Source organism: Streptomyces sp. NPDC038280 (assembly GCF_055600045.1).
The window spans coordinates 424601-451149 of the sequence record NZ_JBVJYZ010000004.1 but is presented as its reverse complement, the minus strand read 5'-3'; the positions used below and the strand labels follow the sequence as shown (position 1 = coordinate 451149).

The following is a 26549-nucleotide window of genomic DNA, read 5'->3' as shown; positions in this document are numbered from 1 at the left end:
GGAGTGTGTACGGTTTTGCCCCCCTCGGCTCTGCAACGCTTCCGTACGGCCCGCGGTTCCAGGATTCACCGAACTGACCGCGTGACCCCGGTCACTTTGCCCGGACAAACCGGACACCATCTTTGTGCACGCGTTCACAAAGACATAGCCTGCATTCGACGGGGCGGTCCTGGGACGTATGGCCGCCTGCAGCCCCGCTCATCCCGCAGGAGCACCGTGGCAACTGGCCGAACTCACCGACCGGCGACCCGCAGCCGAGGAATCCCCGAGGCCACCGTCGCCCGGCTTCCGCTGTATCTGCGCGCGCTCACCGCGCTCTCGGAACGTTCCGTACCCACGGTTTCCTCCGAGGAACTCGCGGCGGCCGCCGGAGTGAACTCCGCGAAGCTGCGCAAGGACTTCAGCTACCTCGGCTCGTACGGCACGCGGGGCGTGGGCTACGACGTCGAGTACCTCGTCTACCAGATCTCCCGCGAGCTCGGGCTCACGCAGGACTGGCCCGTCGTCATCGTCGGTATCGGTAACCTCGGCGCCGCCCTCGCCAACTACGGCGGGTTCGCCTCCCGTGGCTTCCGCGTCGCCGCGCTGATCGACGCCGATCCCGCGATGGCCGGCAAGCCGGTCGCCGGGATCCCGGTCCAGCACACCGACGAGCTCGAGAAGATCATCAAGGAGAACGGCGTCTCCATCGGCGTCATCGCGACCCCGGCCGGTGCCGCCCAGCAGGTCAGCGAGCGGCTCATCGCCGCCGGTGTCACCTCCATCCTCAACTTCGCCCCGACCGTGCTCTCCGTGCCCGACGGCGTCGACGTGCGCAAGGTGGACCTCTCCATCGAGCTGCAGATCCTCGCCTTCCACGAGCAGCGCAAGGCCGGCGAAGAGGCGGAGGCCGAAGCGGCCGGTGCCGCCGTGCCGCCCTCCGTCCGCGGCGGCGCCGCCGCCCCGACCCCGAAGGGACCCGACGGGGACATGCCCGCCGTGATGCCGGCATGAGCCTCCTCGTCGTCGGTCTCAGCCACCGCAGCGCCCCGGTCAGCGTCCTCGAGCGGGCCTCGCTCGCCGCGGACACCCAGGCCAAGCTGCTCCAGGACACCCTCGCCGCCGAACCGGCCGCCGAGGGCGCGGTCCTGGCCACCTGCAACCGCATCGAGCTCTACGCCGACGTGGACAAGTTCCATGCCGGTGTCGCCGAGCTGTCCACGCTGCTCGCCCAGCACAGCGGGGTCGGCCTGGAGGAGCTCACTCCCTATCTCTATGTGCACTACGAGGACCGGGCCGTCCACCACCTCTTCTCGGTGGCCTGCGGGCTCGACTCCATGGTCGTCGGCGAGGGTCAGATCCTCGGCCAGATCAAGGACGCCCTCGCGCTCGGCCAGGAGCTGCACACCGCCGGACGCCTGCTGAACGACCTCTTCCAGCAGGCCCTGCGGGTCGGCAAGCGCGCCCACAGCGAGACCGGCATCGACCGGGCCGGGCAGTCGCTCGTCACCTTCGGCCTGGAGCAGCTCGCCGTCGGCAGCGACGTCGACACCTGGGCCAAGGGCAGGAAGGCGCTCGTCATCGGCGCCGGTTCGATGTCCTCGCTGGCCGCGGCGACGCTGGCCCGCTCCGGTGTCTCCGAGATCGTGATCGCCAACCGGACGCCGGCCCGCGCCGAACGTCTCGTCCAGATCCTCACCGAGCCCGGAGGTACGGGCGTGCGCGCCCGCGCCGTCGACATGGCCGCCGTCGGCGACGAGCTGACACGTGCCGACGTCGTCGTGTCGTGCACGGGTGCCACCGGTCTCGTCCTGACCGCCGAGGCCGTCGAGAGCGCGATGCGCGGGCGTACGGCCCCGCTGGCGCTGCTCGACCTCGCCATGCCCCGGGACATCGACGCCGCGGCCCACCGGATGCTCAACGTCCGGCTGGTCGACATCGAGTCGCTCGCCGACGCCTCCGCCGACGCGCCCATGGCCGCCGACGTCGACCAGGTCCGGGGCATCGTCTCCGACGAGGTCGCCGCCTTCGGCGCCGCTCAGCGCGCCGCGCACATCACCCCGACCGTCGTGGCCCTGCGCACCATGGCCGCCGATGTCGTCGCCGGCGAGGTCGCCCGGCTGGAAGGGCGGCTGCCCGACCTCGACGACAAGCAGCGCGCCGAGATCACCCAGACCGTGCGCCGCGTCGTCGACAAGCTCCTGCACGCGCCGACCGTGCGGGTCAAGCAGCTGGCCAGCGAGCCCGGCGGTGCCGGGTACGCCGACGCGCTGCGGACACTCTTCGACCTCGACCCGGAGACGGTCGCCTCCGTCTCCCGGGCCGACCTGAATGACGCCGATGTCAAGAACCGAGGGCGAGTATGACCGAGAGGGCACTGAGGCTCGGGACCAGGCGCAGCAAGCTCGCCATGGCCCAGTCCGGGCATGTGGCCGACGCCGTACGGCAGCTGACCGGCCGGCCCGTCGAGCTCGTGGAGATCACCACGTACGGCGACACCTCCCGCGAGCACCTCGCGCAGATCGGCGGCACGGGCGTCTTCGTCACCGCGCTGCGCGACGCGCTGCTCGCCGGTGAGGTCGACTTCGCCGTGCACTCGCTCAAGGACCTGCCGACTTCGCAGCCGGACGATCTGACACTGGCCGCGATCCCGAAGCGCGAGGACCCGCGTGACGTCCTGGTCGCCCGGGACGGTCTGACGCTCGACCGGCTCCCCCACGGGGCCCGGATCGGCACCGGTTCGCCGCGGCGGATGGCGCAGCTCAACGCGTACGCCCGCAGCCACGGCCTGCGCATCGAGACCGTGCCGATCCGCGGGAACATCGACACCCGCGTCGGCTACGTCCGCAGCGGGGAGCTGGACGCGGTGGTTCTCGCCGCGGCCGGTCTGAACCGCATCGGACGGACCGACGAAGTCACCGACTTCCTCTCGGTCGACACTGTTTTGCCCGCTCCCGGTCAGGGAGCACTGGCGATCGAGTGCACAGCGGCCAACGCCGCTCTCGCCGCCACGCTCGCCGAGCTCGACGACCCGCACACCAGGGCCGCCGTGACCGCCGAGCGATCCCTGCTCGCCGCCCTGGAGGCCGGCTGCTCCGCACCTGTGGGTGCGCTGGCCGACCTGCTGGCCGACGGACAGGCTGTTCATGAGATGCGCCTGCGCGGTGTTGTCGGCACGACCGACGGATCCACGCTGGTGCAGCTGTCCACCACCGGTCCCGTACCTACGTCGCACGGCGACGCACTCGCGCTCGGTCGCGAACTCGCGTCCGAGATGCTCGCCAAGGGTGCGGCCGGTCTTATGGGGGAGCGAGCACTTTGAGCCCCACCAGCCCCACCACCATCGCTGCCTCGGCATACTCCGGGCACGGACACGTCACCTTCCTGGGCGCCGGTCCCGGCGACCCCGGACTGCTGACCCTCCGCGCGGTCGAAGCACTCGCCCGGGCGGACGTACTGATCGCCGAGCCGGATGTGCTCGAGGTCGTACGAGGCCATGCCCGGGCGGGCGTGAGCACGCCTGAGCTGACGGTGGTTGACGAAGCGTCAAAGACCGCCGGTGTCCCCGTGTTGAGGGATGCGACCAATCTTGTCATGGAGGCCGCGCGGTCCGGCAAGCGGGTCGTCCGTGCGGTGACCGGTGACCCCGGTCTCGACGGGAACGCGGGCCGGGAGATGCTCTCCTGCGCCTCCGAGGGCATCGCCTTCGAGGTCGTGCCCGGAGTCGCGACGGCGGTCGGCGTACCCGCGTACGCCGGTGTCCCGCTGAGCGACGACGCCCACGGCACCGATGTCCGTTTCGTCGACGCCCGCACGGCCAACGACCGCTGCTGGAACGAGGTCGGCGCCTCCGACGGCACCGTCGTGGTCTCCACCTCCCTGGACTCGGTCGCCGCGGCCGCCGGTGAACTCGTCGCGGCCGGCCGCAAGCCGGACACTCCGCTGACGGTCACCGTCGCCGGTACGACCACTCGGCAGCGGACCTGGACGGCGACGCTCGGCACCATCGCCCAGGTCTTCAAGCAGGGCAAGGTGCTGCCGTCCCCCGACGGCCACCAGTCCGTCATAGCCGTGGTCGGTGAGCGCAGCGCCGCCGCCCAGCGCGACCAGCTGTCGTGGTTCGAGTCGAAGCCGCTCTTCGGGTGGCGTGTGCTGGTTCCGCGTACGAAGGAGCAGGCGGCGTCGCTCTCCGACCAGCTTCGGTCCTACGGCGCCGTGCCGCACGAGGTCCCGACGATCGCCGTCGAGCCGCCGCGGACGCCGCAGCAGATGGAGCGCGCGGTCAAGGGACTCGTCACCGGCCGCTACGAATGGATCGCCTTCACCAGCGTCAACGCGGTCAAGGCGGTGCGTGAGAAGTTCGAGGAGTACGGGCTCGACGCGCGGGCCTTCGCGGGGATCAAGGTCGCCGCGGTGGGCGAGCAGACGGCCGCGGCGCTGGTCGACTTCGGTGTGAAGCCGGACCTGGTGCCCAGCGGTGAGCAGTCCGCGGCGGGGCTCCTGGAGGACTGGCCGCCGTACGACCCGGTCTTCGACCCGATCGACCGTGTCTTCCTGCCCCGCGCCGACATCGCCACCGAGACCCTGGTGGCCGGTCTGATCGAGCTGGGCTGGGAGGTCGACGACGTCACGGCCTACCGGACCGTACGGGCGTCGCCGCCGCCGGCGGACACCCGCGAGGCGATCAAGGGCGGCGGCTTCGACGCCGTTCTCTTCACGTCGTCCTCGACGGTCCGCAACCTCGTCGGCATCGCCGGCAAGCCGCACAACGTGACGGTCATCGCCTGCATCGGGCCGGCCACCGCGAAGACGGCGGAGGAGCACGGCCTGCGGGTGGACGTGCTGTCGCCCGAGCCGTCGGTGAACAAGCTGGCCGAGGCGCTGGCGGACTTCGGCGTGCGACGCCGGGAGGCCGCGCGCGAGGCGGGTGACCCGGTGACGCGGCCGAGCGAGCGCAGGCCGGGGGCGCGACGGAGGCGGACGACCTGACGATCGCGGGGTGCGGGGCCCTGTGAGAGGCCCCCTACCTCCCGGAGCCCTCGTGGTGCGTGTTCACCGCGAGGGCGCCGTGCGTCGGGGGCGTTGCCCACAACCGGTCGGCAAAAGCACACCCCCGCCCGGCGTAGCGTGGAGCGTATGACTGTGTACGGATCCTTTCCCGGTGCGCGGCCGCGCAGGCTGCGGACGAGTCCCGCGATGCGGCGCATGGTCGCCGAGACGCGGTTGCATCCGGCCGATCTGATCCTCCCCGCGTTCGTGCGGGAGGGCATCGGCGAGCCCGTTCCGATCGCCGCGATGCCCGGCGTCGTCCAGCACACCCGCGACACCCTCCGGAAGGCGGCCGTCGAGGCCGTGTCCGCGGGAGTCTCCGGAATCATGCTCTTCGGGGTGCCCGAGGACGCCAAGAAGGACGCGGCCGGCACGGCGGGCACCGACCCGGACGGGATTCTGCAGGTCGCCATCCGCGACGTGAAGGCCGAGGTCGGGGACGACCTGGTGATCATGTCGGACCTGTGCCTGGACGAGTACACCGACCACGGCCACTGCGGTGTCCTGGACGCCGACGGCCGCGTCGACAACGACGCGACGCTGGAGCGGTACGCCGAGATGGCCCAGGTCCAGGCCGACGCCGGCGTCCATGTCGTCGGGCCCTCCGGGATGATGGACGGCCAGGTCGGGGTGGTCCGCGACGCGCTGGACACCATCGGCAAGGAGGACGTGTCGATCCTCGCCTACACCGCCAAGTACTCCTCGGCCTTCTACGGGCCCTTCCGCGAGGCCGTCGGCTCGTCGCTGACCGGGGACCGCAAGACGTACCAGCAGGACCCGGCCAACCTCCGGGAGTCCATGCGGGAGCTGGCGCTGGACCTCGACGAGGGCGCCGACATGGTCATGGTCAAGCCGGCCGGACCGTACCTGGACGTCCTCGCCAAGGTCGCCGAGGCCGTGGACGTGCCGGTCGCCGCGTACCAGATCAGCGGTGAGTACGCGATGATCGAGGCCGCCGCCGAGAAGGGCTGGATCGACCGGGACCGAGCGATCCTGGAGACCCTCACCGGGATCCGGCGGGCGGGTGCCCAGATGATCCTCACGTACTGGGCGACCGAGGTCGCGCAGAACCTGCGGCAGGCCTGATCCCGCCCGGTGGCACAACAGGATGACAACGGCCGCACAACGCGCGGCTGAGAGCGTTCCCTCGTTCGTTCGTTCGTTCCGTACGTCGAGAGAGGGAAGGCAGTTCTGTGACTGACCACCGCACTTTCCGGGGGATCGCTCGGATCGTCACCGCACTCGCAGGGATCCTCGTCGTCCTGGTGGCGGGGCTCGGCGCCGCCGGTGCCGCCTCCGCCGCCGACTTCACGGCTCAGGCCCGGAGCGCCGGGCTCAGCGCCGACCAGGCCCAGGGTCTCCAGGCGAAGGTCGACGGGTTCAAGCACCGCACGGGCGGGGTGCAGATCGCGCCGAACAAGATCAAGCTGGGCCCCGGCGCCGAGCTGACGGTCGTCGTGCCGGGCGAGAAGTACGCGCGTGACCTCAGCGCCCCGGTCGGGACCATGGCCGCCTGCGCCTACCTGCGCTTCTGCGCGTACAGCGGCACCAACTTCACCGGCAGCCAGATCACCATGTACACCTGCGGAAGCTACAACATCCCCTGGACGGGCAACGGTTCATGGGACAACAACCAGTCGTCGGGAACCAGGGCCCGGATGTACAACTCGTCCGGATCGCTGATCTACACGACGCCCGGCGCCCGCAGCTACGACACGTCCGGCAGCTGGACCCCGGTCTACAAGGTGCGCAACTGCTAGCCGAGCCGAGGTGAGCGTCAGGCCGTCACCGGCTCAGGTGGCGGCCTGGACGCTTTCGCCGACGAGGATCGAGTGCTGGAGGCGCTGGAGTTCGGGACCCGGCAGCAGTCCCAGTTCCTCGTCGAGGAGGCGGCGGCCGTCATGGAAGACGTCGAGCGCCTCGGCGCGGCGGCCCGAGCGGTAGAGCGCCAGCATGAGCTGGGCGCGGAACCGTTCGCGGAAGGGGTGATCGGCGACGAGGGGGCGCAGCCGGGCGGCGGCGGTGGTGTCCTGTCCGGTGAGGAGATCGGCCTGGGCGAGGAGTTCGCAGGCAGCGAGGTGCAGCTCCTGGAGGCGGACGGCCTCCGTACGGACCAGGGGGACATCGAGGTCGCCGTAGGCGGGGCCGTGCCAGAGGGCCAGCGCTTCCTGGAGGACCGTACCGGCGCGGGCCGCGGCCACGCGGGTGTCGTGACCGAGGAGGCGGCGGGCGTCGGCGCAGGCGGATTCGAAGTGCTGGGCGTCGATGTCCTCCGGGTCCGCGGTGAGGGTGTAGCCGGTCGGCGAGGTGAGGACGCGCGAGCCGCCCACGGTCCTGCGCAGCTTGTGGACGTGCCAGCGGAGCATGTCGGCGGCCGAGGGCGGAGGCTCGGAGCCCCACAGGGCGTCGACGAGCAGATCTCTCGACAGTACGGAGTTGGGGCGGCTGAGGAGCGCCGCGAGCAGGGCGTGCTGCTTGCCGCCGCGCAGTGCGATGCGATGCGGCCCGTCGTGGACGGTGACGGGTCCGAGCACACGGAAGCGCAATGGGTCCCCCTGTGATGCGGTCGGTCGTTCGTGGGCAGCGTGCCATGGGGGTGGGGACGGCGGATTGGAGAAAACTGCGGCCGGTGGGTCAGACGGGCCGCGGCGGGACGGGCTGGGCCGGGGCCGGGCGGGGGCGGCCGGGCGGTGGGAAGAGCACGCTGGTGACCTCCCCCTGCAGCCGGTCGCCCGAGTAGGGGGCGCCGGCGCCGGAGGTCCGCTCGGCACGGAAGCGGCGAGGGGTCAGGCCGGTCATCGCCGAGAACTCCCTGATCAGGTGCGACTGGTCGAAGAAGCCGCAGGCCGCCGCGATCTGGGCGTGGGGGCGGTCAGCGGCGAGCATCCGCAGGACCCGGCCGAGCCGGTGGATCCGGGCGGCCGTCTTCGGAGCCGTACCGATCTGCTCCACGAAATGATGGTGGAACTGCCGCTTGCTCCAGCCCGAGCCGGCGGCCAGGTCCGCCAGGGGAACGGTGCCCGACGTCCGTCGCAACTCGTCCCAGGCGGAGGCCACTTGCGGGGCGTACGGGCGGCCGGCGCACGCCCACCGCAGCAGCGTCGCGTCGAGCAGCGCGAACCGCTCGTCCCAGGTGCCGGCGCCGGCCAGCTTCTCGGTGAGCCGCCGCGCGCGGGGGCCGAGGACGTCCACGGGGTCGGCGGTGGTCCCGGCCAGCTCGTCCAGTCCCGTCCCGAACAGCGAGAAGGCCGCCCATGGCGAGAGGATGATCTCCACGCCGTGGAGGCGGCCTTCGTGCTCCCCGATGACCGGGCCGGTGCGCAAGCCGGCGAGCAGTGAGGTGTACGCGTGTGTCGCCCCGCCCCCATGGAGCTTCAGACGGTCCCCGAAGCCGAGCATGAGGGTCACGGACGCGTTGGGCACCTCCAGTCTGCGACGGGGGCGGTCCAGCGCGAAACGGAAGCCCCGATAGCAGCGGACCCCGGGCCACAGGCGCCGGTCGGGTAAGGAGAAGACCGATTCCCAGGTCCCCTCGGGACACGCGTAGCGCAGCATGGAGCCCCCTGTTTCCCCACAGTCGCGGACCACGGGCCCGAGTCTGCTCCTCCGGCGAAGGGGTTGTCGTGGGGCTTTTGCGACAGTCGCGGGTCAGGCCCTGAGGAGTTCCACCAGGCGGGACAGGCCGTCCGCCGCGTGGCCCTCCTGGACCGACCGGTCCAGCAGCTTCTGGAAGGGTACGAAGAGGTCGGGGCGCACGCCCTGGCTCTCGAAGGTGTCCAGGAGGTTGGGGAAGGCCGCCTGGTTGACGGCGAGGCTCGACACGTCGGTCAGGTGCCGGCCCGAGTCGACCGCCGCCGCCACGCCCGGGACGACGCTGCCGAGCATCGCGGAGATCCAGGCGTGCAGCGGCTCGGCGAACTCGGTGGCCGTGATGTTCTCCGTACGGACCAGGGCGAAGGCCTGGGTCACGCCGACCAGCATCCCGTACATGCCGGTGAGCAGCGCCAGGTCGTGGAGGGCGGCGCGGCCCGGGTCCGTGCCGACCCACCTCGTACCGCCGAAGGCCGCCAGGGCAGGCTGATGGGCCCGGTACGCCTCCTCGTCGCCGCTGTAGAGCACGTACGCGGCCGGGCCGCCGATCATCTGGGGCACGGCCATGATGCCGCCGTCGATGTACGACGCGCCCGCCTTCGTGGCCCACTCGGCGAGGGAACGTGCCTGGGCAGGCGTGCCGTTGGTGAGGTTGGCCAGGGTCTTGCCGGTGAGGTCGAGGCCGTTGAGGGCCTCGAGGACGTCGTCGTTGGTGGTGAGGCAGACGATGACCAGCGGGCTCGCGGCGATCGCCTCGGCGGGTGTCCCGGCCGGGGTCGCGCCCTGGGCGACCAAGGGACCCGTCTTCGCGGGCGAACGGTTCCAGACGGTGACCTGATGGCCGGCCTTGATCAATGCGGAGGCGAGGGCGGTGCCCATCAGGCCGAGGCCGAGGACGGAGACAGCGGAGACCGGGGTGGGGCTGGTGCGCGTGGGCATGCGTCGATCCTCGACCGGAGCGCCGAGGGCGACAAGTACCGACTAATTAGTGAGGTACTCACCTTTTGGTAAGTAAAGAAGCCGGTGACGTGTGGTGATCAGCGGTCCGGCGGCGCACCCTGGAAGAAGTACCGCTGGAGGTGATCCATCATGCAGACACTCGTCGGATGGCACATCGAGATGGAATTCAAGGAAGAGGGCGACCGGACGCGGGCGGCGGCGCTGGTGAGGCTCGGTGACGGCACGGAATTCCGCGCCCAGGGCAACGCCAACCGTCACCCGTCCGACCCGGAACAGCTGAGAGTCGGGGAGGAGATCGCCGGCGCCCGCGCCCTCATGGACCTGGCCTCCCAACTGCTCCAGAAGGCCCACAACGAGATCGACGAGGCGTCGGGACGGACGTCGCACCCCCTGAGGTGACCCGCACCGGAGGGACGGAGATCGCGAACCGGCCGGCCCCGCGGCGGAGCGCGTCGCTGCGCAGGATCACCCAGGCGGTCGCCGTCAACGACCGGCCCCCCGGCGGCCGTTGACCTGCCGGGGGCCCATCTGACGGGTCCCTCTGCCGGGGTGTAGCCGCGCCACCGGGGATCGCTCCCGGTGGCGCGGGGTGAACTACCTCAGAGGCGCTCGGGCGTACGGATCCCGAGCAGTGCCATGCCCCGGTGGAGCGTGCGCGCGGTCAGGTCGCAGAGGAACAGCCGGTTCTCCGCGATCTCCTGCGGCGGGGCGGGCTTCACGACCGGGCACTGGTCGTAGAACGTCGTGTACAGCGACCATGGGTGAGCAACCTGTTTCTCCCGGCGGCCACCGTCTGTGGACAACCGGCAACCGACAACCCTGACCCTGTGGACAACCATCGGGAGGGTTGTTTCGTCTGGGAGAATGGCTGACGCCAGCAACCGACAGATTCAAGATCAAGCATCAAGGACGTGCCGACCGTGGCTCAGAGCAGCACCGAGACCGACTGGGTCTCCCGTTTCGCGGACGAGGTCATCGCCGAGTCGGAGCGACGTGCGCCTGGCAAACCGGTCGTCGTCGCGTCCGGACTCTCCCCCTCCGGCCCCATCCACCTCGGCAACCTCCGCGAGGTCATGACCCCACACCTGGTCGCCGACGAGATCCGGCGCCGGGGGCACGAGGTCCGGCACCTGATCTCCTGGGACGACTACGACCGCTACCGCAAGGTGCCGAACGGCGTCGAGGGCGTCGACGACTCCTGGGCCGAGCACATCGGCAAGCCGCTGACCTCGGTCCCGGCCCCGGTCGGCTCCGCGCACCCCAACTGGGCCGAGCACTTCAAGGCCGCCATGGTCGAGTCGCTCGCCGAGCTGGGCGTCGAGTACGACGGCATCAGCCAGACCGAGCAGTACACCGCCGGTGCCTACCGCGAGCAGATCCTGCACGCCATGAAGCACCGCGGCGACATCGACGCGATCCTCGACCAGTACCGCACCAAGAAGGCACCGGCGAAGAAGTCGCAGAAGCCCCTCGACGAGGCCGAGGTGGAGGCCGCCGAGGGCTCCGGCGCGGCCGACGAGGACGACGGCTCCGGCGGCGCCGGCGGGTACTTCCCGTACAAGCCGTACTGCGGGCAGTGCGGCAAGGACCTGACCACGGTCCAGTCGTACGACGACGAGACCACCGAGCTCTCCTACGTCTGCACGGCGTGCGGCTTCGGCGAGACCGTCCGGCTGACCGAGTTCAACCGCGGCAAGCTGGTCTGGAAGGTCGACTGGCCGATGCGCTGGGCGTACGAAGGCGTGATCTTCGAGCCGTCCGGCGTCGACCACTCCTCCCCGGGATCCTCCTTCGTCGTCGGCGGCCAGATCGTGCGGGACGTCTTCGGCGGAACGCAGCCGATCGGCCCGATGTACGCGTTCGTCGGCATCAGCGGCATGGCGAAGATGTCGTCCTCGCGCGGCGGCGTGCCCACCCCGGCCGACGCGCTGAAGATCATGGAGGCGCCGCTGCTGCGCTGGCTCTACGCCAGGCGCCGCCCCAACCAGTCCTTCAAGATCGCCTTCGACCAGGAGATCCAGCGGCTCTACGACGAGTGGGACAAGCTGGAGAGCAAGGTCCAGGACGCGAGCGTGCTGCCGGCGGACGCCGCCGCGTACTCCCGGGCCGTGCGCACGGCGGCCGGCGAGCTGCCGCGCACGCCGCGCCCGCTGCCGTACCGGACGCTCGCCTCGGTCATGGACATCACGGCCGGACACGACGAGCAGACCCTGCGCATCCTGACCGAGCTGGACCCGGACAAGCCGGTCCTGTCGCTGGACGAGGTCCGCCCGCGCCTGGACCGCGCCGAGAACTGGATCACCACCCAGGTCCCGGCCGACCAGCGCACCATCGTCCGCGACGAGCCCGACAAGGAACTCCTGGGCTCGCTCGACGACGAGGGCCGCGAGTCGCTGCGGCTGCTCCTCGAAGGCCTGGACAGCCACTGGTCCCTCGACGGCCTGACCACGCTGGTCTACGGCGTCCCGAAGGTGATGGCCGGGCTCGAGCCCGACGCCAAGCCCACGCCGGAGCTGAAGGTCGCCCAGCGGTCCTTCTTCGCCCTGCTCTACAAGCTCCTGGTGAGCCGGGAGACGGGGCCGCGGCTGCCCACGCTGCTGCTGGCGGTGGGCGCGGACCGGGTCAGGAAGCTGCTCGGCGCGTAGCCCTCGGACTGATCGAGAAGGGCCGTCACCTCGCGGTGGCGGCCCTTCGCCGTACCGCGCCGGCTCCCGCACGGCAGCCGTGACGTGCCCTCGCGTCCCGCGCCGGGGCTGCCGGACGGCAGCCCCGCCGTACGGACTGCATCCTTCGGACTACCGGGCATTCCGACGTGCGCACGACGAAAACCAGGCGCCCCGCGGGAGACCGTGGAGGCATGAAGAACGAACTCATCGCGGCCCTGGGCTGGCTCATCGGAATCCAGGGCGCGCTCGGCCCCGCCGGACGGATCTTCGGAGACGGTCCCTGGGGACTGCTCCAGAAGTGGTGGGACGTCCCCACGCCCGTCTATCTCACCCTGGCCGTCGCCGGCGCGGCTCTCGCGATCTACGGCGAAACGGCCAAGCACCGCGCCAGGACCTGAACCCCGGCCCGCCTCAGGCGATGTGGTTCTCCTCCAGCTCCGCCTGGTACTTGTGCCGGAACATGGGCGTCAGACGCCGCAGCAGGGTGGAGCTCAGCGGGTGCCGGATGCCGTGCACGTCCGTGAGGATTATGTCGAGCTGCTCATTGCTCGGGAACACGCCGTTCTCGTCGACGTACGCCCGGTACACCGGGTAGGCCAGCTCGGCGAACTCATCGGCGTCCGGCCCCTCGTACTGCTGCTCCTGCGGCTCGGCGGGCTGCTCCGGCAGCGGCGTGGCCTCGGCGCGGGGGCCGGGGATGGGAACACCGTCCGGCCCCTGGGGAACCATCACCGGGGTCGGCTCCAGACCCTCCACGTAAGCGGGGTCGTAGGACCCCTCGTACGCCGCCTGCGGGAGCCGGGGGGCGTCGAACCAGGGACTGGGATGCTGGTCGGACTCCGGCTCCGGGTACGGGTCGGCGGGAGGCTCCTCGTGCCAGCCGGGGAACGACTCCTGGTGCTCCCGGTCCTGCTGCGGGTGGTTCTGGGGATGCGCCTGAGGGCCCCGAGGCAGCTCAGGGGCCCGCGCGTGCACCGGAGCCTCCACCTCGGCCGACTGAACCGCCTGACGCGTCGGGTCCGGCGGAAGCAGCATGGGCTCGATGCCCGCCGCCGCGAGTCCCGCCGCCGCCGTGTCGGCGAGCGGCACCCCGTACCGCGCAAGCCGCAGCGGCATCAGCGACTCGACCGGCGCCTTGCGCCGCCACGCCCGACCGAAACGGGCCTGCAACCGCGCCTGATAGATCAGCCGGTCCTGCTCCAGCTTGATGACCTCTTCATAGCTGCGGATCTCCCACAGCTTCATCCGCCGCCACAGCTTGAACGTGGGAACCGGAGAGAGCAGCCACCGCGTCAGCCGCACGCCCTCCATGTGCTTGTCGGCCGTGATGTCGGCGATCCGGCCGACCGCGTGCCGGGCCGCCTCCACCGACACCACGAAGAGAACCGGGATCACGGCATGCATCCCGACCCCGAGCGGGTCCGGCCACGCGGCAGCGCCGTTGAACGCGATCGTCGCCGCCGTCAGCAGCCAGGCCGTCTGACGCAGCAGCGGGAACGGTATCCGCATCCACGTCAGCAGCAGGTCCAGGGCCAGCAGCACACAGATACCGGCGTCGATACCGATCGGGAAGACGAGCGAGAAGTCGCCGAAGCCCTTCTGCACCGCGAGCGCGCGCACGGCCGAGTACGACCCCGCGAAACCGATCGCGGCGATCACCAGCGCCCCCGCGACCACGACACCGATCAAGATCCGGTGCGTGCGTGTCAGCTGCGTCGCGGCCACCCTCGTTCCCTCCCGTAGTCACCATCCGGCGCGCACAGCGTGGCACACGCGTACGGAGCCCGGCCCCCGGGGGAGGGCCGGACTCCGCAAATGCCCGCTGTGTACTGCTACTTGTTGGCGGCGGCGACCGCGGCCACCGCTTCCTTCGCGGCCTTCGTCGCGCCGTCCATCATCGCCTTCTCGGCCGGCGCCCCGGCGCCCCCGTAGCCCGTGCCGTTGTAATCGACCACGATGACCACGTTCTCCGTACGCGCCACGATCGTCGCGTGCGAGAAGTCCTCGCCGGTCTTGCGCAGCGAGTACGCGATGGAGCTCGCCTCACTGCCGATGCCGGTGGCGGGCTTCGTGACGACGTTCTTCGCACCCTCCGTCGCCTGGACCTTGGAGGTCTCCTTGGCGGCACCGTCCTTGGCGCGCTTCTCCCCGCTGCCGAGAACCTCGTCGGAGCCGTAGCGGAAGAAGGAGACGTCGAGCCAGCGGTACTGCGAGCCCTTCAGACCCTTGTCGTCCAGGCCGTTCCACGAGCAGCCGCCGCGGTTCGCGGTGTCGCTGGACTTGCCCGGCGTACCGGACTTCGTCTTCGCCTTCGGCACCAGCTCGTCGATCGACTTCGCGACGATCGCCTTGCACGGAACCGGCAGCTTGGAGTACTTCGCCGGCGCCACGACCGGCTTCGACTCCTGGCCGCCCGGGGCGGACGACGACGAACCCGACGGGTCCTTCGCCGCGGCGTCCTTGCCGTCGGAGTCCGACGAGCAGCCGGCGACGACGAGCATCACCGGGACGGCGGCGCAGGCGAGTATGCGGGTGAGACGCGGGGCTGATCGGTGCATGGTTCCTTCAGTCATCACTCGGGTGCTCGGTCACACGGCGTACGGTCCGTCCGGTCACGGTACGCCGACACCGTACGCGGCAACGGGCGCCGGCCGCCTCCGGCCCGGACGCCCGGGGGCACCGCACGACGGGCCTACTCGTTGAAACGCTCGGCCAGATTCCGCGCCAGCCCCTGCGCCTTTTCCTGCAGTTCCTTGCTGTCGGGCACCACGGCCACCCCCGCCGGCTGCTCCGCGTACTGGATCGTCACGATCACATTGGATGTGCGGAAGACCACGCTCACGGTGCGCTGCTGGGCGGCCGTGCCGGCCCCCGTCAGCACGTCGTTCAGGAACGCGGCGTCGCCGAGACCCTCCAGCACGCGGGGCTCCAGACCGGAGGCGGAGCCGGTAATCGAGCCCGGGCTCGAGCCCGGGCTCGAGCCGGGGCCGGACGGCGTCCCCGACGGCTTCCCCGACGGCGTTCCCGACGGGGCGCCGGTGGACGGCTTGCCCGCCGGTGCGCTCGGGGCCGCCACGCCCGGCCTGCCGGACGAAGCGGCGGTGCTCGGCGCGCCGGGCGTGCCGGTCATCGTGTTCACCGGGGCGGGCAGCGCCGCCGCGACCTGCTTGCGGGCGTAGACCTCCTGCGCCCTGGAGTCGTCACTCACGGCGGTGTCGTACGAGACGACCCGCTCGAAGTCGAGCGTCAGCTCGTGGGTCGCCTCCGCCGAGTCGGTCTTCCAGGTGCAGCCGACACGGCGGTCGGTGTCGTACGTGACGGAGGCCGCGCCCTGGTAGACGCGTTCCTGCTGGTCCTCCGGCAGCTCGGCGCCACCTGGCAGCAGGTCCTTGAGCGTGGCGAGCTGGACGGATCCGCAGGGCTCGAAGAGCGTGCGGTACTTGCCGGGCGGCACCGCGGAGGTGGCGGGGCCGGCCTTCGCGTCGACGGTGGAACCGTCGGTACCGCCGCCGGCGGTGCAGCCGGTGACGCCGGCGGCGAGCGCCGCCACGAGCGCCGCCAGGCCGGGTACGTACGCCTTTCGCTGCACGGTCCCAGGCTCCCTTCTGCCCAAAAACTGGTTGCCGCCCGATGTCGGCCGGTGGACACAATGTGTATCGCACGCGCTGCCGTCGATGCCGGTCCCTCATCACCTATACGGGCCTTGGCGCCGGTTTTTGCGTTATATGGCTTTTCGGGGGAATCGAGGAAGTATGTCGTACGTAGAGGTACCGGGCGCGAACGTGCCCATCCGCATGTGGGCCGACCCCTCCACGGTCGAGGGCGGCGCGATGCAGCAGCTGCGAAACGTCTCCACGCTGCCGTGGATCAAGGGCCTGGCCGTGATGCCGGACGTGCATTACGGCAAGGGCGCGACGGTCGGCTCTGTGATCGCGATGCACGGGGCGGTCTGCCCGGCGGCGGTCGGGGTGGACATCGGCTGCGGGATGTCGGCGGTGAAGACCTCACTGACGGCGAACGACCTGCCGGGGGACCTGTCGCGACTCCGGTCGAAGATCGAGCAGGCGATCCCGGTGGGCCGGGGGATGCACGACGAGGCGGTGGACCCGCGACGGCTGCACGGGTTCTCGGCGTCGGGGTGGGACGGCTTCTGGGGGCGGTTCGAGGGGGTGGCGGATGCGGTCAAATTCCGTCAGGACCGCGCCACGAAGCAGATGGGAACGCTGGGCAGCGGAAACCATTTTTGGGAGCTTTGTGTCGATTCCGACAATTCGGTGTGGATCATGTTGCACTCCGGATCGCGGAACATCGGCAAGGAGCTGGCCGACTTCCACATCGGGCAGGCGCAGAAGCTGCCGCACAACCAGGGGCTCGTCGACCGTGACCTGGCGGTCTTCGTCGCGGACACCCCGCAGATGGCGGCGTACCGGAACGACCTGTTCTGGGCGCAGGAGTACGCGAAGTACAACCGCGCGATCATGATGGCGCTCTCTCAGGACGTGATTCGCCGGGCGTTCAAGAAGGCGAAGGTGACCTTCGAGCAGGTCATCTCCTGCCACCACAATTACGTGGCGGAGGAGCGGTACGACGGTATGGACCTGCTGGTGACCCGGAAGGGAGCGATCCGCGCCGGGTCCGGCGACTTCGGGATCATCCCGGGCTCGATGGGCACCGGCTCGTACATCGTGAAGGGCCTCGGCAACGCGAAGTCGTTCAACTCCGCCTCGCACGGAGCCGGCCGGAAGATGAGCCGGTCCGCGGCGAAGCGGACGTTCTCGACACAGGACCTGGAGGAGCAGACGCGGGGCGTGGAGTGCCGTAAGGACTCCGGCGTCGTGGACGAGATCCCGGGCGCCTACAAGCCGATCGAGAAGGTCATCGATCAGCAGCGGGACCTGGTGGAGGTCGTGGCGAAGCTGAAGCAGGTCATCTGCGTGAAGGGCTGACGCCAGAGAGCGAACGGGGGCCCAGGGGATTGTCCCAGGACCCCCGTCCGCGCGAAGCGTCAGTTGGAAGGGGCCTGTCGCCTCAGGCGTCAACGGCGGAGTTGGCAGGATTGGTAGGACCGGTTCAGCTGCGTGGCGGCCTCTTGGAGGTGTGGAGCATTCAGCAGAATGGCGTCCTCTATCGCGGTCCAGGTGCGTCGCGAATGGGCAGGCCCCATGTCCGCGGTGCGTACCCAGGCGCTGATCCTGGCTGCTGCCGAGCTTTTGCGTTCCAGTGCCAAACCTTGCGGTGTGTAGAGGTGTTGCGCCACAGCCACCCCGGCTTCCCGCATGTACATCACGGTGTACACGTTGTCCCGGGCGTTGCGTCCGGCTAGACGCTGGATGCCGAGCGTTCGCTTCACGTAATGGCACAAATAGGCGGCGAGAGCGGTACTGGCCGTTGTCAGGCTGACGAACGGAAGGCCTTCGGAGGTGAAACCCACCGAGCCGTCGGCGTCGATGATGCCTCGGAGGTAGTCAGCTGGTGAGAACGGGGTCCGCGGCGGCGTGATGCGAGACGACTTGCGTCCGTAGGGAAGCCCGAGCTCGGCAAGCTTCGTACGCGCTTCGAGCGAGCACACGGTCCAGGTGGCGGAGTGGTGACTCGCTGAGAAGTTTGTGGGTCGAATGCGCTCGGTGATGGTGCTGTTGTACGGCGTCAGACTCTTGAACTCGCGTAGGACGGCGATGTCCCGAATGCTGATCTCGACGGAGAGCCTTCCCTTTTGGCCTGCCCCTGCAGCGAGATGGCCGTCGGCTTGCAGAAAGCCGAACATGTACGCGTAGCGGGGATCTTTGAGGTCCATGAAGGGCGTCGAAGCGGTCGGGAGGGCGCTGAGGTCGAAGAGCGCGGGCGCGCTAGTGTCCTGTTCAGCCACGAGGAAGCCTCTCTTCCTTGGTGGTGAGGCCCTCGGTCGGGATTGCAGTCCTGTCCGAGGGCCGTTCCGCTTGTGGAGTTGTTCGCGAGCCTAGGTCGCCCTTCCCTGCGGCGAGTGGGTGATCCGGATCGTTCACCTGTACGGGTGAGGTGCTATCGCGGCTCGCGGTGGACCTTGGTGTTGGAGGCCTGGGCGCGGGGGCGGACCACCAGGAGGTCGATGTTGACGTGGGCGGGGCGGGTGACCGCCCAGGTGATCGTGTCGGCCACGTCGTCGGCGCTCAGCGGGTCGGGGACGCCGGCGTAGACCTTGGCCGCCTTCTCGGTGTCGCCGCGGAAGCGGGTGGTCGCGAACTCGTCGGTCTTGACCATGCCGGGGGCGATCTCGATCACGCGGACCGGGGTTCCGACGATCTCCAGGCGGAGGGTTTCGGCGATGACCCGGGCGCCGTTCTTGGCGGCGACGTAGCCGGCTCCGCCTTCGTAGGTGGAGTGGCCCGCGGTGGAGGAGAGGACGACCACGGTGCCGTCGCCGCTCGCGGTGAGGGCCGGGAGCAGTGCCTGGGTGATGTTGAGGGTGCCGATGACGTTGACCTCGTACATCTGGCGCCAGTCGTCGGGGTCGCCGGTGGCCACGGGGTCGGCGCCCAGGGCGCCGCCCGCGTTGTTGACGAGGACGTTGATGCTGCGGAACGCGGTGGCGAAGGTCTGGACTGCCTCGCGGTCGGTGACGTCGAGGGCGTAGGCGGTGGCCTGGTGGCCGGCCTCGTTGATCTCCGCGGCCAGGGCCTCGATGCGGTCCTTACGGCGGGCGGTCAGCACCACGCGGTAGCCGGCGGCGGCGAGTTGCCGGGCTGTCGCGGCGCCGATGCCGCTGCTCGCTCCGGTGACGACGGCGATCCGGGACCCGGCGGCAGTCATGACGTGCTCCTCGCGCGTGTGGTCGAGCATGTGATCGAAGATGGGGTCAGGATAGGCGCGCCGGGGGGTCATCGGGCGCGCGGGGCGTACATGATCACCACCATGCCGGTCAGGCAGATCAGCGCGCCGGTGACGTCCCAGCGGTCTGGGCGGTATCCGTCGGCGATCATGCCCCAGGCGAGGGATCCGGCGACGAAGACGCCTCCGTACGCGGCGAGGATCCGGCCGAAGTCGGCGTCCGGCTGGAGGGTGGCGACGAAGCCGTACGCCCCGAGTGCGACGACTCCGGCGCCGATCCAGATCCAGCCGCGGTGCTCGCGGACCCCCTGCCGGACGAGCCAGGCGCCTCCGATCTCGAAGAGTGCGGCGAGCAGGAAGAGAGCGGCGGAGCGGGCGATGACCATGACGCCAGGGTGGCGTGGGCGGTACGCGTGGGGAGCGGCGCGCCGTGCTGACGGATAATCAGGATATAGCGGAAGAATCGGATGGCGGTGGGTATCTTCCCTTCATGAGGGTCATGCGCAATGCACTGGTGGTGGTGTCGCTCGCGGTGGCGACGGTGGTGGCTGCGGGTACGGACGCCGGTGCCGGCACCCGTGACGTGATCGCTCCCGAGGCGGACGTGGCGCACCACGGGCATGTCTCGCTCTGGGGCGGGCGGCTCGGGGTCTGGCTGGTGAGCGAGAACCACGGACCGTCGAGCATTTCGCAGGCGACCGTGCGGGTGGAGTTGTCCGAGCCGCCGGCGACCGCGCAGGAGTTGCCGCTGGGCTGTCTGTGGGCCGGTGACCGGGTGGTGCTCTGTGCGACGGGCGCGCTGAGGGCGGACGGCGCCCGGCAGGAGACCGCTCTCGATCTGAAGGTCACCGGCTCCCCGAATGAGGTGACCGTGAAGGTCACAACCCTCTGGAACGGCGGTGCGACGGACCGGAACCCGCAGAACAACGAGCACCGGGTGCTGGTCCCCGCGACGGGCGACGCGTACGTCTTCTGATCGCTGGGGCGTCCGGTCGGGTTTCGGGCCGCCGGGGGTTCATCGGCCGGCCCATGCCACGTATCCGTCGGGCCGTACGAGCAGCGAGGCCCGGCGGTCCGGGTTCGCCCAGTGGGCGCGGACCGCGCGCTCCGGGACGGCCGGGGGAAGCGGAGTGTTCGGGGTGGTGTGCGGCCCGGTCGGGCTCTGCGGGGTGATCAGCACGAACTCGCCTTCGCGCAGGAGCTCGTAGAGCCGGCCCTGTGCCAGTCGGACGTCCGGCGCGCGCCGTCCGGTGAGGCGGTGCGCGCCGTGCCCCGCGCCGTACGCGATGCCGATTCCGCTGACCATGCCCAGGGCCTTGGCGGACGCCGGGCGCACGCTGGTGAGGAAGCGGGCCGCCAGAGAGCGGGCGGCGCGCTGGAGCGGGGTGCGGGCCATGGCGAGGCGGAGCATGCCGCCACTGGTGCGGAGCACCATCGCGCCCACCGGGTGCCGTTCGGAGTCGTAGCTGTCGAGGAGGGCCTCGGGGTCGGGGGCGGCGGCCTTGTCGCCGCGCAGGACGGCCGTGAGTTTCCAGGAGAGGTTCGCCGCGTCCTGCAGGCCGGTGTTCATGCCCTGGCCGCCGGCGGGGGAGTGGACGTGGGCGGCGTCTCCGGCGAGGAAGACGCGGCCCGACCGGTAGTTCGCGACCTGGCGTTCGTCGCTGTGGAAGCGGGAGATCCAGCGGGCGTCGTGCATGCCGTGGTCCGTGCCGAGCGCGCGGCGGGTGATCTCGCGCAGCTCGTCGAGGTCGACGGGCTCGCTGTCGGCGACCTGGCGGTCGCGGTTCCAGCCCATGACGCGGTACCAGCCGTCGCCGAAGGGGGCGATGAAGGCGAAGGCGTCGCCCACTCCGTTGGCCGTGAGCACTTCCTTGGGGGTGTCGGTCAGTTTGACGTCGGCGAGAACGATGGAACGGATCACGGAGGCGCCCGGGAAGGGCAGGCCGAGTGATCGGCGCACGGCGCTGCGGACGCCGTCGGCGCCGACGAGGTAGTGGGCGGTCAGCGTGCGGGGCGTGGCGTCGCTCCCTGTGGGAGCGGATCCTGTGGGGCCGGTCAGCTCGGTGGTGACCGTGTCGCCGTCCTGGCGCAGGTCCCGCAGTTCCGTTCCGTACCTGAAGTCCACGCCCGCCGACAGGGCCCGGCGCTCCAGCAGGTGCTCGATCTCGTACTGCGGGGTGATCAGGAGGTACGGGAAGCGGGAGGGGAGGCGTGACAGGTCGAGCGAGAGCGAACGGAAGAGGCGCAGTCGCGTGAGGGGCTTGCCCTTTTTCACCAGTTCGTCGGCGAGGCCCCGGGCGTCGAGAAGCTCCAGCGTCCGGGCGTGGACGGCGAAGGCCCGCGTCATGTTGCTGGTCTCGTGAGGCCGGCGCTCGACGACCGTGACCCTGAGGCCGGCGGCGGCGAGATCGCCGGCGAGCAGCATTCCGGTGGGGCCCGCGCCCACGACGAGGACGTCGGCGTCCGTGGGGCTGGGCGCGGGGTTCGGAGTGGGGGTGGTGTCGTTCGGCTTGCCGCTCATTGACTGCCTCCCTGAGGCCAATCGTTGATGTCAACGCTTGTGGCCAACGCTCGTAGGCAAATGTAGAGCCGACGGTCTGGCGTGTCAACGGTTGTTGGCCTACAGTTGTTGGCATGACGACAGCCCCTCGCCGTTCGGACGCCACCCGCGCCGCGATCCTCGATGCCGCCCGCGAGCGGTTCGCCCAGGACGGCTATGAGCGCGCCACCATCCGGGCCATCGCCCGGGACGCCGGGATCGACCCCTCGATGGTGATGCGCTACTACGGCAACAAGGAGGGGCTGTTCGCCGCGGCGTCCGCGTTCGATTTGCGGCTCCCCGAGGTCGGCGCGCTGCCGGCGAAGCACATCGGCGCCGTTCTCGTCTCGCATTTCCTCGACCGGTGGGAGTCGGACGAGGTGCTCACCGCTCTGCTGCGCGTCGCCGTCACGAACACCGCCGGGGCGGAACGCGTACGGGAGATCTTCAGGACTCAGCTGGGTCCGATAGCGGCGGGCGTCTGCCCCGATCCGGCCGAGGCCCCCCGGCGGGCCGCTCTGGCCGCCTCCCAGATCCTCGGCATGGCGCTCGCCCGCTATGTGCTGTGCCTCCCACCGGCTGCCGAGATGACCCGCGACGAGGTGATCGCCTGGCTGGCGCCCACCGTGCAGCGCTATCTGACGGCCGAGCGGTCCGGGTGATCCCTGCGGTTCCCTCGGCGCCCTGAGCGTCAGTTGTCCCTACAATATCTGCATGACGCAGAAGAATTCCTCCGCGCGCGGTCAGCTGATGGGTGAGCTGATCGGGGAGTCGCGCCGCTACATGGCCGCGTACGCGCTGTTCAACCAGGCCGTCGCCGACCATCTGCGGCTGCACCCCACCGACGTGCAGTGTCTCAACCTGCTGAGTCTGGAGGCCGCGCCGGTCACCACGGGCCGGATCGCCGAGCTCACCGGGCTCACCACCGGGTCGGCGACCCGTCTCGTCGACAGGCTGGAGCGGGCCGGGTACGTCACCCGGCAGCGCGACACGGAGGACCGGCGCAAGGTCCTCGTGGCGACCGTGCCCGAGCGGATGGAACGACTGGGCGAGGTCTGGGGCGCGCTGCGGCAGGACTGGGCGGCGATGTTCGACGCGTACAGCAACGAGGAGATCGCGCTGCTCACCAGGCACATGCGGCGGACGGTGGAGGTGAGCGCCGCTCAGGTCGACCGGCTGCGGCGGGGAGACCTCGGCGGGGGGTGACGCCCCGGCGCCCATGGCGCCAGGCCGCTCCCGTCAGGCCCGCGCACCGCCGAATTCGCGCAGGGCGCTGTCGACGATCGCCTCCAGGCGGGCGTGGTGGGCGCCCCGCCAGTAGACGCGCTCGCAGGCGGTGCACTGCGCGAACACGTCGTACGTGCGCTCGGTGCCGTGCTCCAGCCTGCCCCGCACCGAGTCCTTGTCCGCGTCGGTGAGCTCGCCGTTGCAGGCGGTGCAGCGGGTCCACGGGGCCAGAGGGGGCGCGAAGCGTTCGAGGACGTCGCGGAGTTGGTCCTCGGGCCGGTCGCTGTACACGTACGCCCCGGCCCACAGTTCCCGGCGGCGCAGCAGCCCGCGGTCCCGGGAGAGCATCACCCGGCGCTCCTTGGCCGAGAGGGCGGCCAGCGCCGGGTCGCCCAGGTCCTCGCTCTCGTACGCCGCGTCGACGCCGAGCAGGCGCAACCGCCTGGCCAGCGTCCCCAGATGGACGTCGAGCAGGAAGCGGAGAGGGGCGCCGGGCACCGGCTGCGGGCGCTCGATGCCCCGCACCTCGACGATCTCGCCGGCGGCGGGGATGTGCGAGACCGGGACGGGGCGGCCGTCCACCAGGATCCGGCCGGTCTCCGTGAGCGGAACGCCGAGGGATTCGACGACATGGCCGAGCGTCGACGCCCCGTCGGTCATCAGGATCGTGCGCCCCTCGCGGCGGTCCGGGGGCACGAAGAGGCGCAGGCCGGGGGCGAAGCTGATGTGGATCTCCGGTCCGTTCACCCGGCCAGCATGTCATCGCCGGTGCCGCGTCAGCCAGGCATTTCGATGCCGGGCCGGAGAGTGGGAAGGGGTGTGAAGCAGAGAGGCGCGCGAGGGGGAAGTGCCTGAGGAGCGGACGGGTCAGGCGCGGAAGAGGTCCGCGTGCGCGGCGGCCCAGTCGGCGAACGTACGGGCCGGGTGGCCGGTCAGCTCCTCGACGGTACGGGTGAGGGTCCCCGGCTTGCCGTCGTGCATGGCCCAGTAGTCGAGCAGCGCGTCCGCGAACAGGTCCGGTATGAACTGCGCGACCGAGGCCTTCCACTCCGCGGGCGTGACGGCGTTGATGGTGATCTCGCGTCCCGAGGCCTTCTCCAGGATCGCGATCTGCTCGGTGAAGGTCAGCGCTTCGGGGCCCGTGAGCAGGTACGACGAGCCGCGCAGACGCGCGTCGGTCAGGATCGCGAAGGCGGCCTCGGCGAGGTCGGTCTCGTGGATCGGGTCGCCGTAGGAGTGGGGGTACGGGAGGTCGACCGACCCCGTGGATTTCACCGACCACGACCAGGGGCGGGCATTGCCGGCGAAGGCGCCGGGCTGGAGGTGGGTGACGTCGAAGGCGCCACGGGCGGCGGCCGCTTCGAGCGCGCGCTCGGCGGCGAGGTGCGGCGCGGCGATCGGGTTGTCGGCGGCGCCGGGGTAGAGGACCGAGCTGGAGGAGAGCAGCGCGATGTGCTCGACACCGGCGGACTGCGCGGCGTCGATGAACGCGTCGATGTGCGAGGCCTCGGCGTAGAGGAAGACGGAGTCGATGCCGTCGAGGGCGGCCGCGAAGGTGGCCGGGTCGCCGAGGTCGCAGCGGACGGTCGGGACGCCGGGCGGGGGAGTGAGGTCCTCGGGGCTCTTGGAGGCGGCCCGTACGTCGATCCGCGCGTCGTGGAGCAGCTGGATGAGGGCGGAGCCGACGCGGCCGCGGCTTCCGGTCACGAGAACAGTCATGGGGTGGTCCCTTCAGAATCGAGTGCGAGATGCAGAATCTGCGTCACGCAGATAAATATGTAAGAGACCGGCCCTCCCGTCAACTCTTTTCAGCGGGGGATAACGTGCACGGCATGAAGATCATCGACCTTGAGCCCGGCGACGCCCGTCTGAACGCCGACCTGCTGCCTGTTCTGCGCGAGCTGCGTCCCCATCTGACCGAGGACCTGTTCCGCGACATCTACGAGAAGGGGTACGCGCAGGGCCTGCGCTTCACCGCCGCCTACGCGGACGACGGTGCGTGCGTGGGCGCGGCGGGCTGGCGGATCGTCGACAACACCAGTCAGATCCGCAAGCTCTACGTCGACGACCTGGTGACCGCCGAACACGCCCGCTCCACCGGCGTCGGCCACCACCTCCTGGCCCATCTGGAGGGGCGCGCCCGCGCGGCCGGCTGCCACCACCTCAACCTGGACTCCGGCACGCACCGGACCAGCGCGCACCGCTTCTACCTGCGGGAGCGGCTCGACATCGTGGCGTTCAACTTCGACAGGACCCTCGTCTGAGGCGCGTGCTCAGGGCTCTCGCCCAAGACCCCGGGACGCCCTCCAGACCTGACGACCCCTCTCAAGACCCCAGGTCCATGCGCCAGTCGTTGCTCTGCAGCGGGTTCCCCGGCGGGTACTCGAAGGCGCGCTCGCCCAGGAGTTCGAACCCGGCCTTCCGGCACACCGCGTTCGACGCGGTGTTGTCCACGGACGGGAAGGCGTGCAGCCAGCGGTGCCTGCCCTCGGCCCGGGCCGCCTCGATCACGGCCCGGGTCGCCGCTGTCGCGACGCCCCTCCCCTGGAACCCGGCCAGCACGGTCCAGCCCGTCTCGTAGACCCGCTCCCCGTCCAAGGTCTGCTCCCAGAACCCGATGCTGCCGACCACGGCTTCCTCCGGGAGCAGCACCACGCGGTACATCCGGCCCGTCCCCGCGCGGTCCGCACTCAGATTCACATATCTGCGGTGCCGGTCGGCGAGTTTCTCCTCCGTCTCGGGGCCACCGAGATGGCCCATCAACTCCGGTGCGTTCAGGGCGCGGAGCAGTTCGAAGTCCTCGTCCGACCACGGCTCTATGCGTACGGGCGACACGGTGATCTCCATGGCCGCACTCTAGATCGGGGGTCTGACAGTGGCATAGGCCGTCGGCGGCACACCCACCGTCGCCGTGAAGTCCCGTACGAGATGGGCCTGGTCGCTGTATCCGAGCTCGGTCGCGAGCCGCGCCCAGTCCAGGGCGCGGGGGTGGTGCTCCTCCGGGCCGTGGGATTCGTTCTCGGCGCGCTCCAGGGCCTCGTGGATGCGGTAGCGGAGGATGACCCACTTCGGTCCGACGCCCACATAGGTGGCGAAGAGCCGTTGGAGCGAGCGCACCGACACCCCTTCGGCGCGGGCGAGTTCGGAGACCTTGCGGACCGAGCGGTCCGTGCGCGCCAGGTCGACGAGGGCCATCGCCCGGTCCGCCTGGGGGTCCGGCCGCGGTTCGAGGGACAGCAGGAAGGCGTCGAGGGCCGCCACGCGCGCGTGCTCCGTCCCGGGCGTGAGGACGGCGTCCACCGCCTCGGGGGACGCGGCCGCCGGGAAGGCCTCCGCGAGCGGGACCCTCCGGCCGGTCCACTCCGAGACCGGCCGGTCCGGTGCGAACGGATGGAAGCCCCCGGGCCGGAACTGCACCCCGCACACCCGGCCCGCACCCGTCAGCTTCTGCGTGAACAGCTCCAGGCCGATGCCGGAGACCTCGGCGGACGCGTGCACGGACCGCTCGTCGCCGTACCGCTGGAAGACCACGTTGACCGACGGGTGCGGCACGACATGGCTGGCGTACGGCTCGGTCAGATCCCAGTCGATGAGCCAGTAGTGCTCCAGATACGGCCGCAGCGCGGGCGCCGGTTCATGGCGGCGGAAACGGACGCGGGCGAAGAGCTCGTCGGCGTCGACGATGCCCCGGGTGTCGCGGCGCGGACCGGATCCGGTGTCGTGTTTGTTCAAGA

The 26549-nt window shown here is 70.6% G+C and carries 28 protein-coding genes and 1 pseudogene; 14 read left to right on the top strand and 15 right to left on the bottom strand.

All coding sequences use genetic code 11. The annotated features are described in order from the left end of the window. Positions 1-216: 216 nt before the first annotated feature. The 6 genes from ACZ7J0_RS13035 (at position 217) to ACZ7J0_RS13010 (ending at position 6788) form a co-directional block, all read left to right on the top strand. On the top strand, positions 217-993 hold the full coding sequence (locus tag ACZ7J0_RS13035; protein WP_470886721.1) for a redox-sensing transcriptional repressor Rex: 777 nt from the start codon (positions 217-219) through the stop codon (positions 991-993). Continuing rightward, complete coding sequence (locus ACZ7J0_RS13030) at positions 990-2345, top strand: glutamyl-tRNA reductase (RefSeq protein ID WP_470886719.1); 1356 nt, start codon at positions 990-992, stop codon at positions 2343-2345. Before ACZ7J0_RS13035 ends, ACZ7J0_RS13030 begins: the two co-directional genes overlap by 4 nt. Beyond that, the gene (hemC, locus tag ACZ7J0_RS13025; RefSeq protein WP_470886717.1) at positions 2342-3301 is read left to right on the top strand and encodes a hydroxymethylbilane synthase; all 960 of its coding nucleotides are present in this window, start codon (positions 2342-2344) and stop codon (positions 3299-3301) included. The genes ACZ7J0_RS13030 and hemC overlap by 4 nt, the downstream gene beginning before the upstream one ends. Next, complete coding sequence (locus ACZ7J0_RS13020; RefSeq protein ID WP_470886715.1) at positions 3298-4968, top strand: bifunctional uroporphyrinogen-III C-methyltransferase/uroporphyrinogen-III synthase; 1671 nt, start codon at positions 3298-3300, stop codon at positions 4966-4968. The genes hemC and ACZ7J0_RS13020 overlap by 4 nt, the downstream gene beginning before the upstream one ends. 147 nt (positions 4969-5115) lie before the next feature. Further along, positions 5116-6114, top strand: coding sequence for a porphobilinogen synthase (hemB, locus tag ACZ7J0_RS13015; RefSeq protein WP_470886713.1), 999 nt, complete (start codon positions 5116-5118; stop codon positions 6112-6114). A gap of 107 nt (positions 6115-6221) precedes the next feature. Then, complete coding sequence (locus tag ACZ7J0_RS13010; protein WP_470886711.1) at positions 6222-6788, top strand: peptidase inhibitor family I36 protein; 567 nt, start codon at positions 6222-6224, stop codon at positions 6786-6788. A gap of 33 nt (positions 6789-6821) precedes the next feature. Here the strand turns inward: ACZ7J0_RS13010 and ACZ7J0_RS13005 are convergent, their stop codons facing one another. The 3 genes from ACZ7J0_RS13005 to ACZ7J0_RS12995 form a co-directional block, all read right to left on the bottom strand. Continuing rightward, positions 6822-7574: an AfsR/SARP family transcriptional regulator gene (locus ACZ7J0_RS13005; RefSeq protein ID WP_470886709.1), complete on the bottom strand. Its 753-nt coding sequence runs from the start codon at positions 7572-7574 to the stop codon at positions 6822-6824. Between the two features lie 88 nt (positions 7575-7662). Next, positions 7663-8583 carry a helix-turn-helix domain-containing protein gene (locus ACZ7J0_RS13000; protein WP_470886707.1) on the bottom strand — a complete coding sequence of 307 codons (921 nt, stop codon included), beginning with the start codon at positions 8581-8583 and terminating at the stop codon, positions 7663-7665. Between the two features lie 93 nt (positions 8584-8676). Next, positions 8677-9558, bottom strand: a complete 882-nt coding sequence (locus tag ACZ7J0_RS12995) for an NAD(P)-dependent oxidoreductase (RefSeq protein WP_470886705.1) — start codon at positions 9556-9558, stop codon at positions 8677-8679. Positions 9559-9708: 150 nt separating this feature from the next. On the opposite strand from ACZ7J0_RS12995, the gene ACZ7J0_RS12990 reads away from it, so the two are divergent. Beyond that, on the top strand, positions 9709-9978 hold the full coding sequence (locus ACZ7J0_RS12990; RefSeq protein ID WP_470886704.1) for a DUF1876 domain-containing protein: 270 nt from the start codon (positions 9709-9711) through the stop codon (positions 9976-9978). Between the two features lie 200 nt (positions 9979-10178). Here the strand turns inward: ACZ7J0_RS12990 and ACZ7J0_RS12985 are convergent. Beyond that, positions 10179-10334 (bottom strand): annotated as a pseudogene (locus ACZ7J0_RS12985) (DALR anticodon-binding domain-containing protein); the annotation flags it as partial. 156 nt (positions 10335-10490) lie between these two features. Between ACZ7J0_RS12985 and lysS the strand changes: the two are divergent. Then, positions 10491-12224, top strand: a complete 1734-nt coding sequence (gene lysS / locus ACZ7J0_RS12980; protein WP_470886702.1) for a lysine--tRNA ligase — start codon at positions 10491-10493, stop codon at positions 12222-12224. Positions 12225-12436: 212 nt separating this feature from the next. After that, the gene (locus ACZ7J0_RS12975; RefSeq protein WP_470886700.1) at positions 12437-12643 is read left to right on the top strand and encodes a hypothetical protein; all 207 of its coding nucleotides are present in this window, start codon (positions 12437-12439) and stop codon (positions 12641-12643) included. Between the two features lie 13 nt (positions 12644-12656). On the opposite strand, the gene ACZ7J0_RS12970 is transcribed toward ACZ7J0_RS12975, so the two are convergent. From ACZ7J0_RS12970 to ACZ7J0_RS12960, 3 genes are all read right to left on the bottom strand, one after another. After that, a complete protein-coding gene (locus ACZ7J0_RS12970; protein ID WP_470886698.1) occupies positions 12657-13970 on the bottom strand; it encodes a DUF2637 domain-containing protein in 1314 nt (437 codons plus the stop codon). Positions 13971-14077: 107 nt separating this feature from the next. Beyond that, positions 14078-14803, bottom strand: coding sequence for a DUF3558 family protein (locus tag ACZ7J0_RS12965; protein ID WP_470886697.1), 726 nt, complete (start codon positions 14801-14803; stop codon positions 14078-14080). A gap of 134 nt (positions 14804-14937) precedes the next feature. Continuing rightward, a complete protein-coding gene (locus ACZ7J0_RS12960; protein WP_470886695.1) occupies positions 14938-15834 on the bottom strand; it encodes a DUF3558 domain-containing protein in 897 nt (298 codons plus the stop codon). 163 nt (positions 15835-15997) lie between these two features. Here ACZ7J0_RS12960 and ACZ7J0_RS12955 point away from each other — a divergent pair, with 163 nt between their 5' ends. Then, positions 15998-17191, top strand: coding sequence for an RtcB family protein (locus ACZ7J0_RS12955; RefSeq protein WP_470886694.1), 1194 nt, complete (start codon positions 15998-16000; stop codon positions 17189-17191). An 89-nt stretch (positions 17192-17280) separates the two neighbouring features. Here ACZ7J0_RS12955 and ACZ7J0_RS12950 read toward each other — a convergent pair whose 3' ends face one another. From ACZ7J0_RS12950 to ACZ7J0_RS12940, 3 genes are all read right to left on the bottom strand, one after another. Beyond that, on the bottom strand, positions 17281-18111 hold the full coding sequence (locus tag ACZ7J0_RS12950; protein WP_470886693.1) for an LAGLIDADG family homing endonuclease: 831 nt from the start codon (positions 18109-18111) through the stop codon (positions 17281-17283). A 152-nt stretch (positions 18112-18263) separates the two neighbouring features. Then, complete coding sequence (locus ACZ7J0_RS12945; RefSeq protein ID WP_470886780.1) at positions 18264-19031, bottom strand: SDR family NAD(P)-dependent oxidoreductase; 768 nt, start codon at positions 19029-19031, stop codon at positions 18264-18266. A 68-nt stretch (positions 19032-19099) separates the two neighbouring features. Next, on the bottom strand, positions 19100-19435 hold the full coding sequence (locus tag ACZ7J0_RS12940) for a YnfA family protein (protein WP_470886691.1): 336 nt from the start codon (positions 19433-19435) through the stop codon (positions 19100-19102). Between the two features lie 113 nt (positions 19436-19548). Between ACZ7J0_RS12940 and ACZ7J0_RS12935 the strand changes: the two genes are divergently transcribed. Then, on the top strand, positions 19549-20025 hold the full coding sequence (locus ACZ7J0_RS12935) for a hypothetical protein (RefSeq protein ID WP_470886689.1): 477 nt from the start codon (positions 19549-19551) through the stop codon (positions 20023-20025). 39 nt (positions 20026-20064) lie between these two features. Here ACZ7J0_RS12935 and ACZ7J0_RS12930 read toward each other — a convergent pair whose 3' ends face one another. Further along, the gene (locus ACZ7J0_RS12930) at positions 20065-21570 is read right to left on the bottom strand and encodes an FAD-dependent monooxygenase (protein WP_470886687.1); all 1506 of its coding nucleotides are present in this window, start codon (positions 21568-21570) and stop codon (positions 20065-20067) included. Positions 21571-21683: 113 nt separating this feature from the next. Here ACZ7J0_RS12930 and ACZ7J0_RS12925 point away from each other — a divergent pair, with 113 nt between their 5' ends. Both ACZ7J0_RS12925 and ACZ7J0_RS12920 read left to right on the top strand, forming a co-directional pair. Then, positions 21684-22250 (top strand): TetR/AcrR family transcriptional regulator, encoded by a 567-nt coding sequence (locus tag ACZ7J0_RS12925; protein ID WP_470886685.1) that lies wholly within the window; start codon positions 21684-21686, stop codon positions 22248-22250. 52 nt (positions 22251-22302) lie between these two features. Beyond that, the gene (locus ACZ7J0_RS12920) at positions 22303-22794 is read left to right on the top strand and encodes a MarR family winged helix-turn-helix transcriptional regulator (protein WP_470886683.1); all 492 of its coding nucleotides are present in this window, start codon (positions 22303-22305) and stop codon (positions 22792-22794) included. Between the two features lie 33 nt (positions 22795-22827). On the opposite strand, the gene ACZ7J0_RS12915 is transcribed toward ACZ7J0_RS12920, so the two are convergent. Then, the gene (locus ACZ7J0_RS12915; RefSeq protein ID WP_470886681.1) at positions 22828-23562 is read right to left on the bottom strand and encodes a Mut7-C RNAse domain-containing protein; all 735 of its coding nucleotides are present in this window, start codon (positions 23560-23562) and stop codon (positions 22828-22830) included. Between the two features lie 120 nt (positions 23563-23682). After that, positions 23683-24534: an NAD(P)H-binding protein gene (locus ACZ7J0_RS12910; RefSeq protein ID WP_470886679.1), complete on the bottom strand. Its 852-nt coding sequence runs from the start codon at positions 24532-24534 to the stop codon at positions 23683-23685. Positions 24535-24647: 113 nt separating this feature from the next. On the opposite strand from ACZ7J0_RS12910, the gene ACZ7J0_RS12905 reads away from it, so the two are divergent. Then, entirely contained in the window at positions 24648-25079 is a 432-nt protein-coding gene (locus ACZ7J0_RS12905; RefSeq protein ID WP_470886677.1) for a GNAT family N-acetyltransferase, read from the top strand. A gap of 61 nt (positions 25080-25140) precedes the next feature. Here the strand turns inward: ACZ7J0_RS12905 and ACZ7J0_RS12900 are convergent, their stop codons facing one another. Both ACZ7J0_RS12900 and ACZ7J0_RS12895 read right to left on the bottom strand, forming a co-directional pair. Then, positions 25141-25662: a GNAT family N-acetyltransferase gene (locus ACZ7J0_RS12900; protein WP_470886675.1), complete on the bottom strand. Its 522-nt coding sequence runs from the start codon at positions 25660-25662 to the stop codon at positions 25141-25143. A gap of 9 nt (positions 25663-25671) precedes the next feature. After that, positions 25672-26547, bottom strand: a complete 876-nt coding sequence (locus ACZ7J0_RS12895; protein WP_470886673.1) for a DUF6597 domain-containing transcriptional factor — start codon at positions 26545-26547, stop codon at positions 25672-25674. Between the last annotated feature and the right edge of the window lie 2 nt (positions 26548-26549).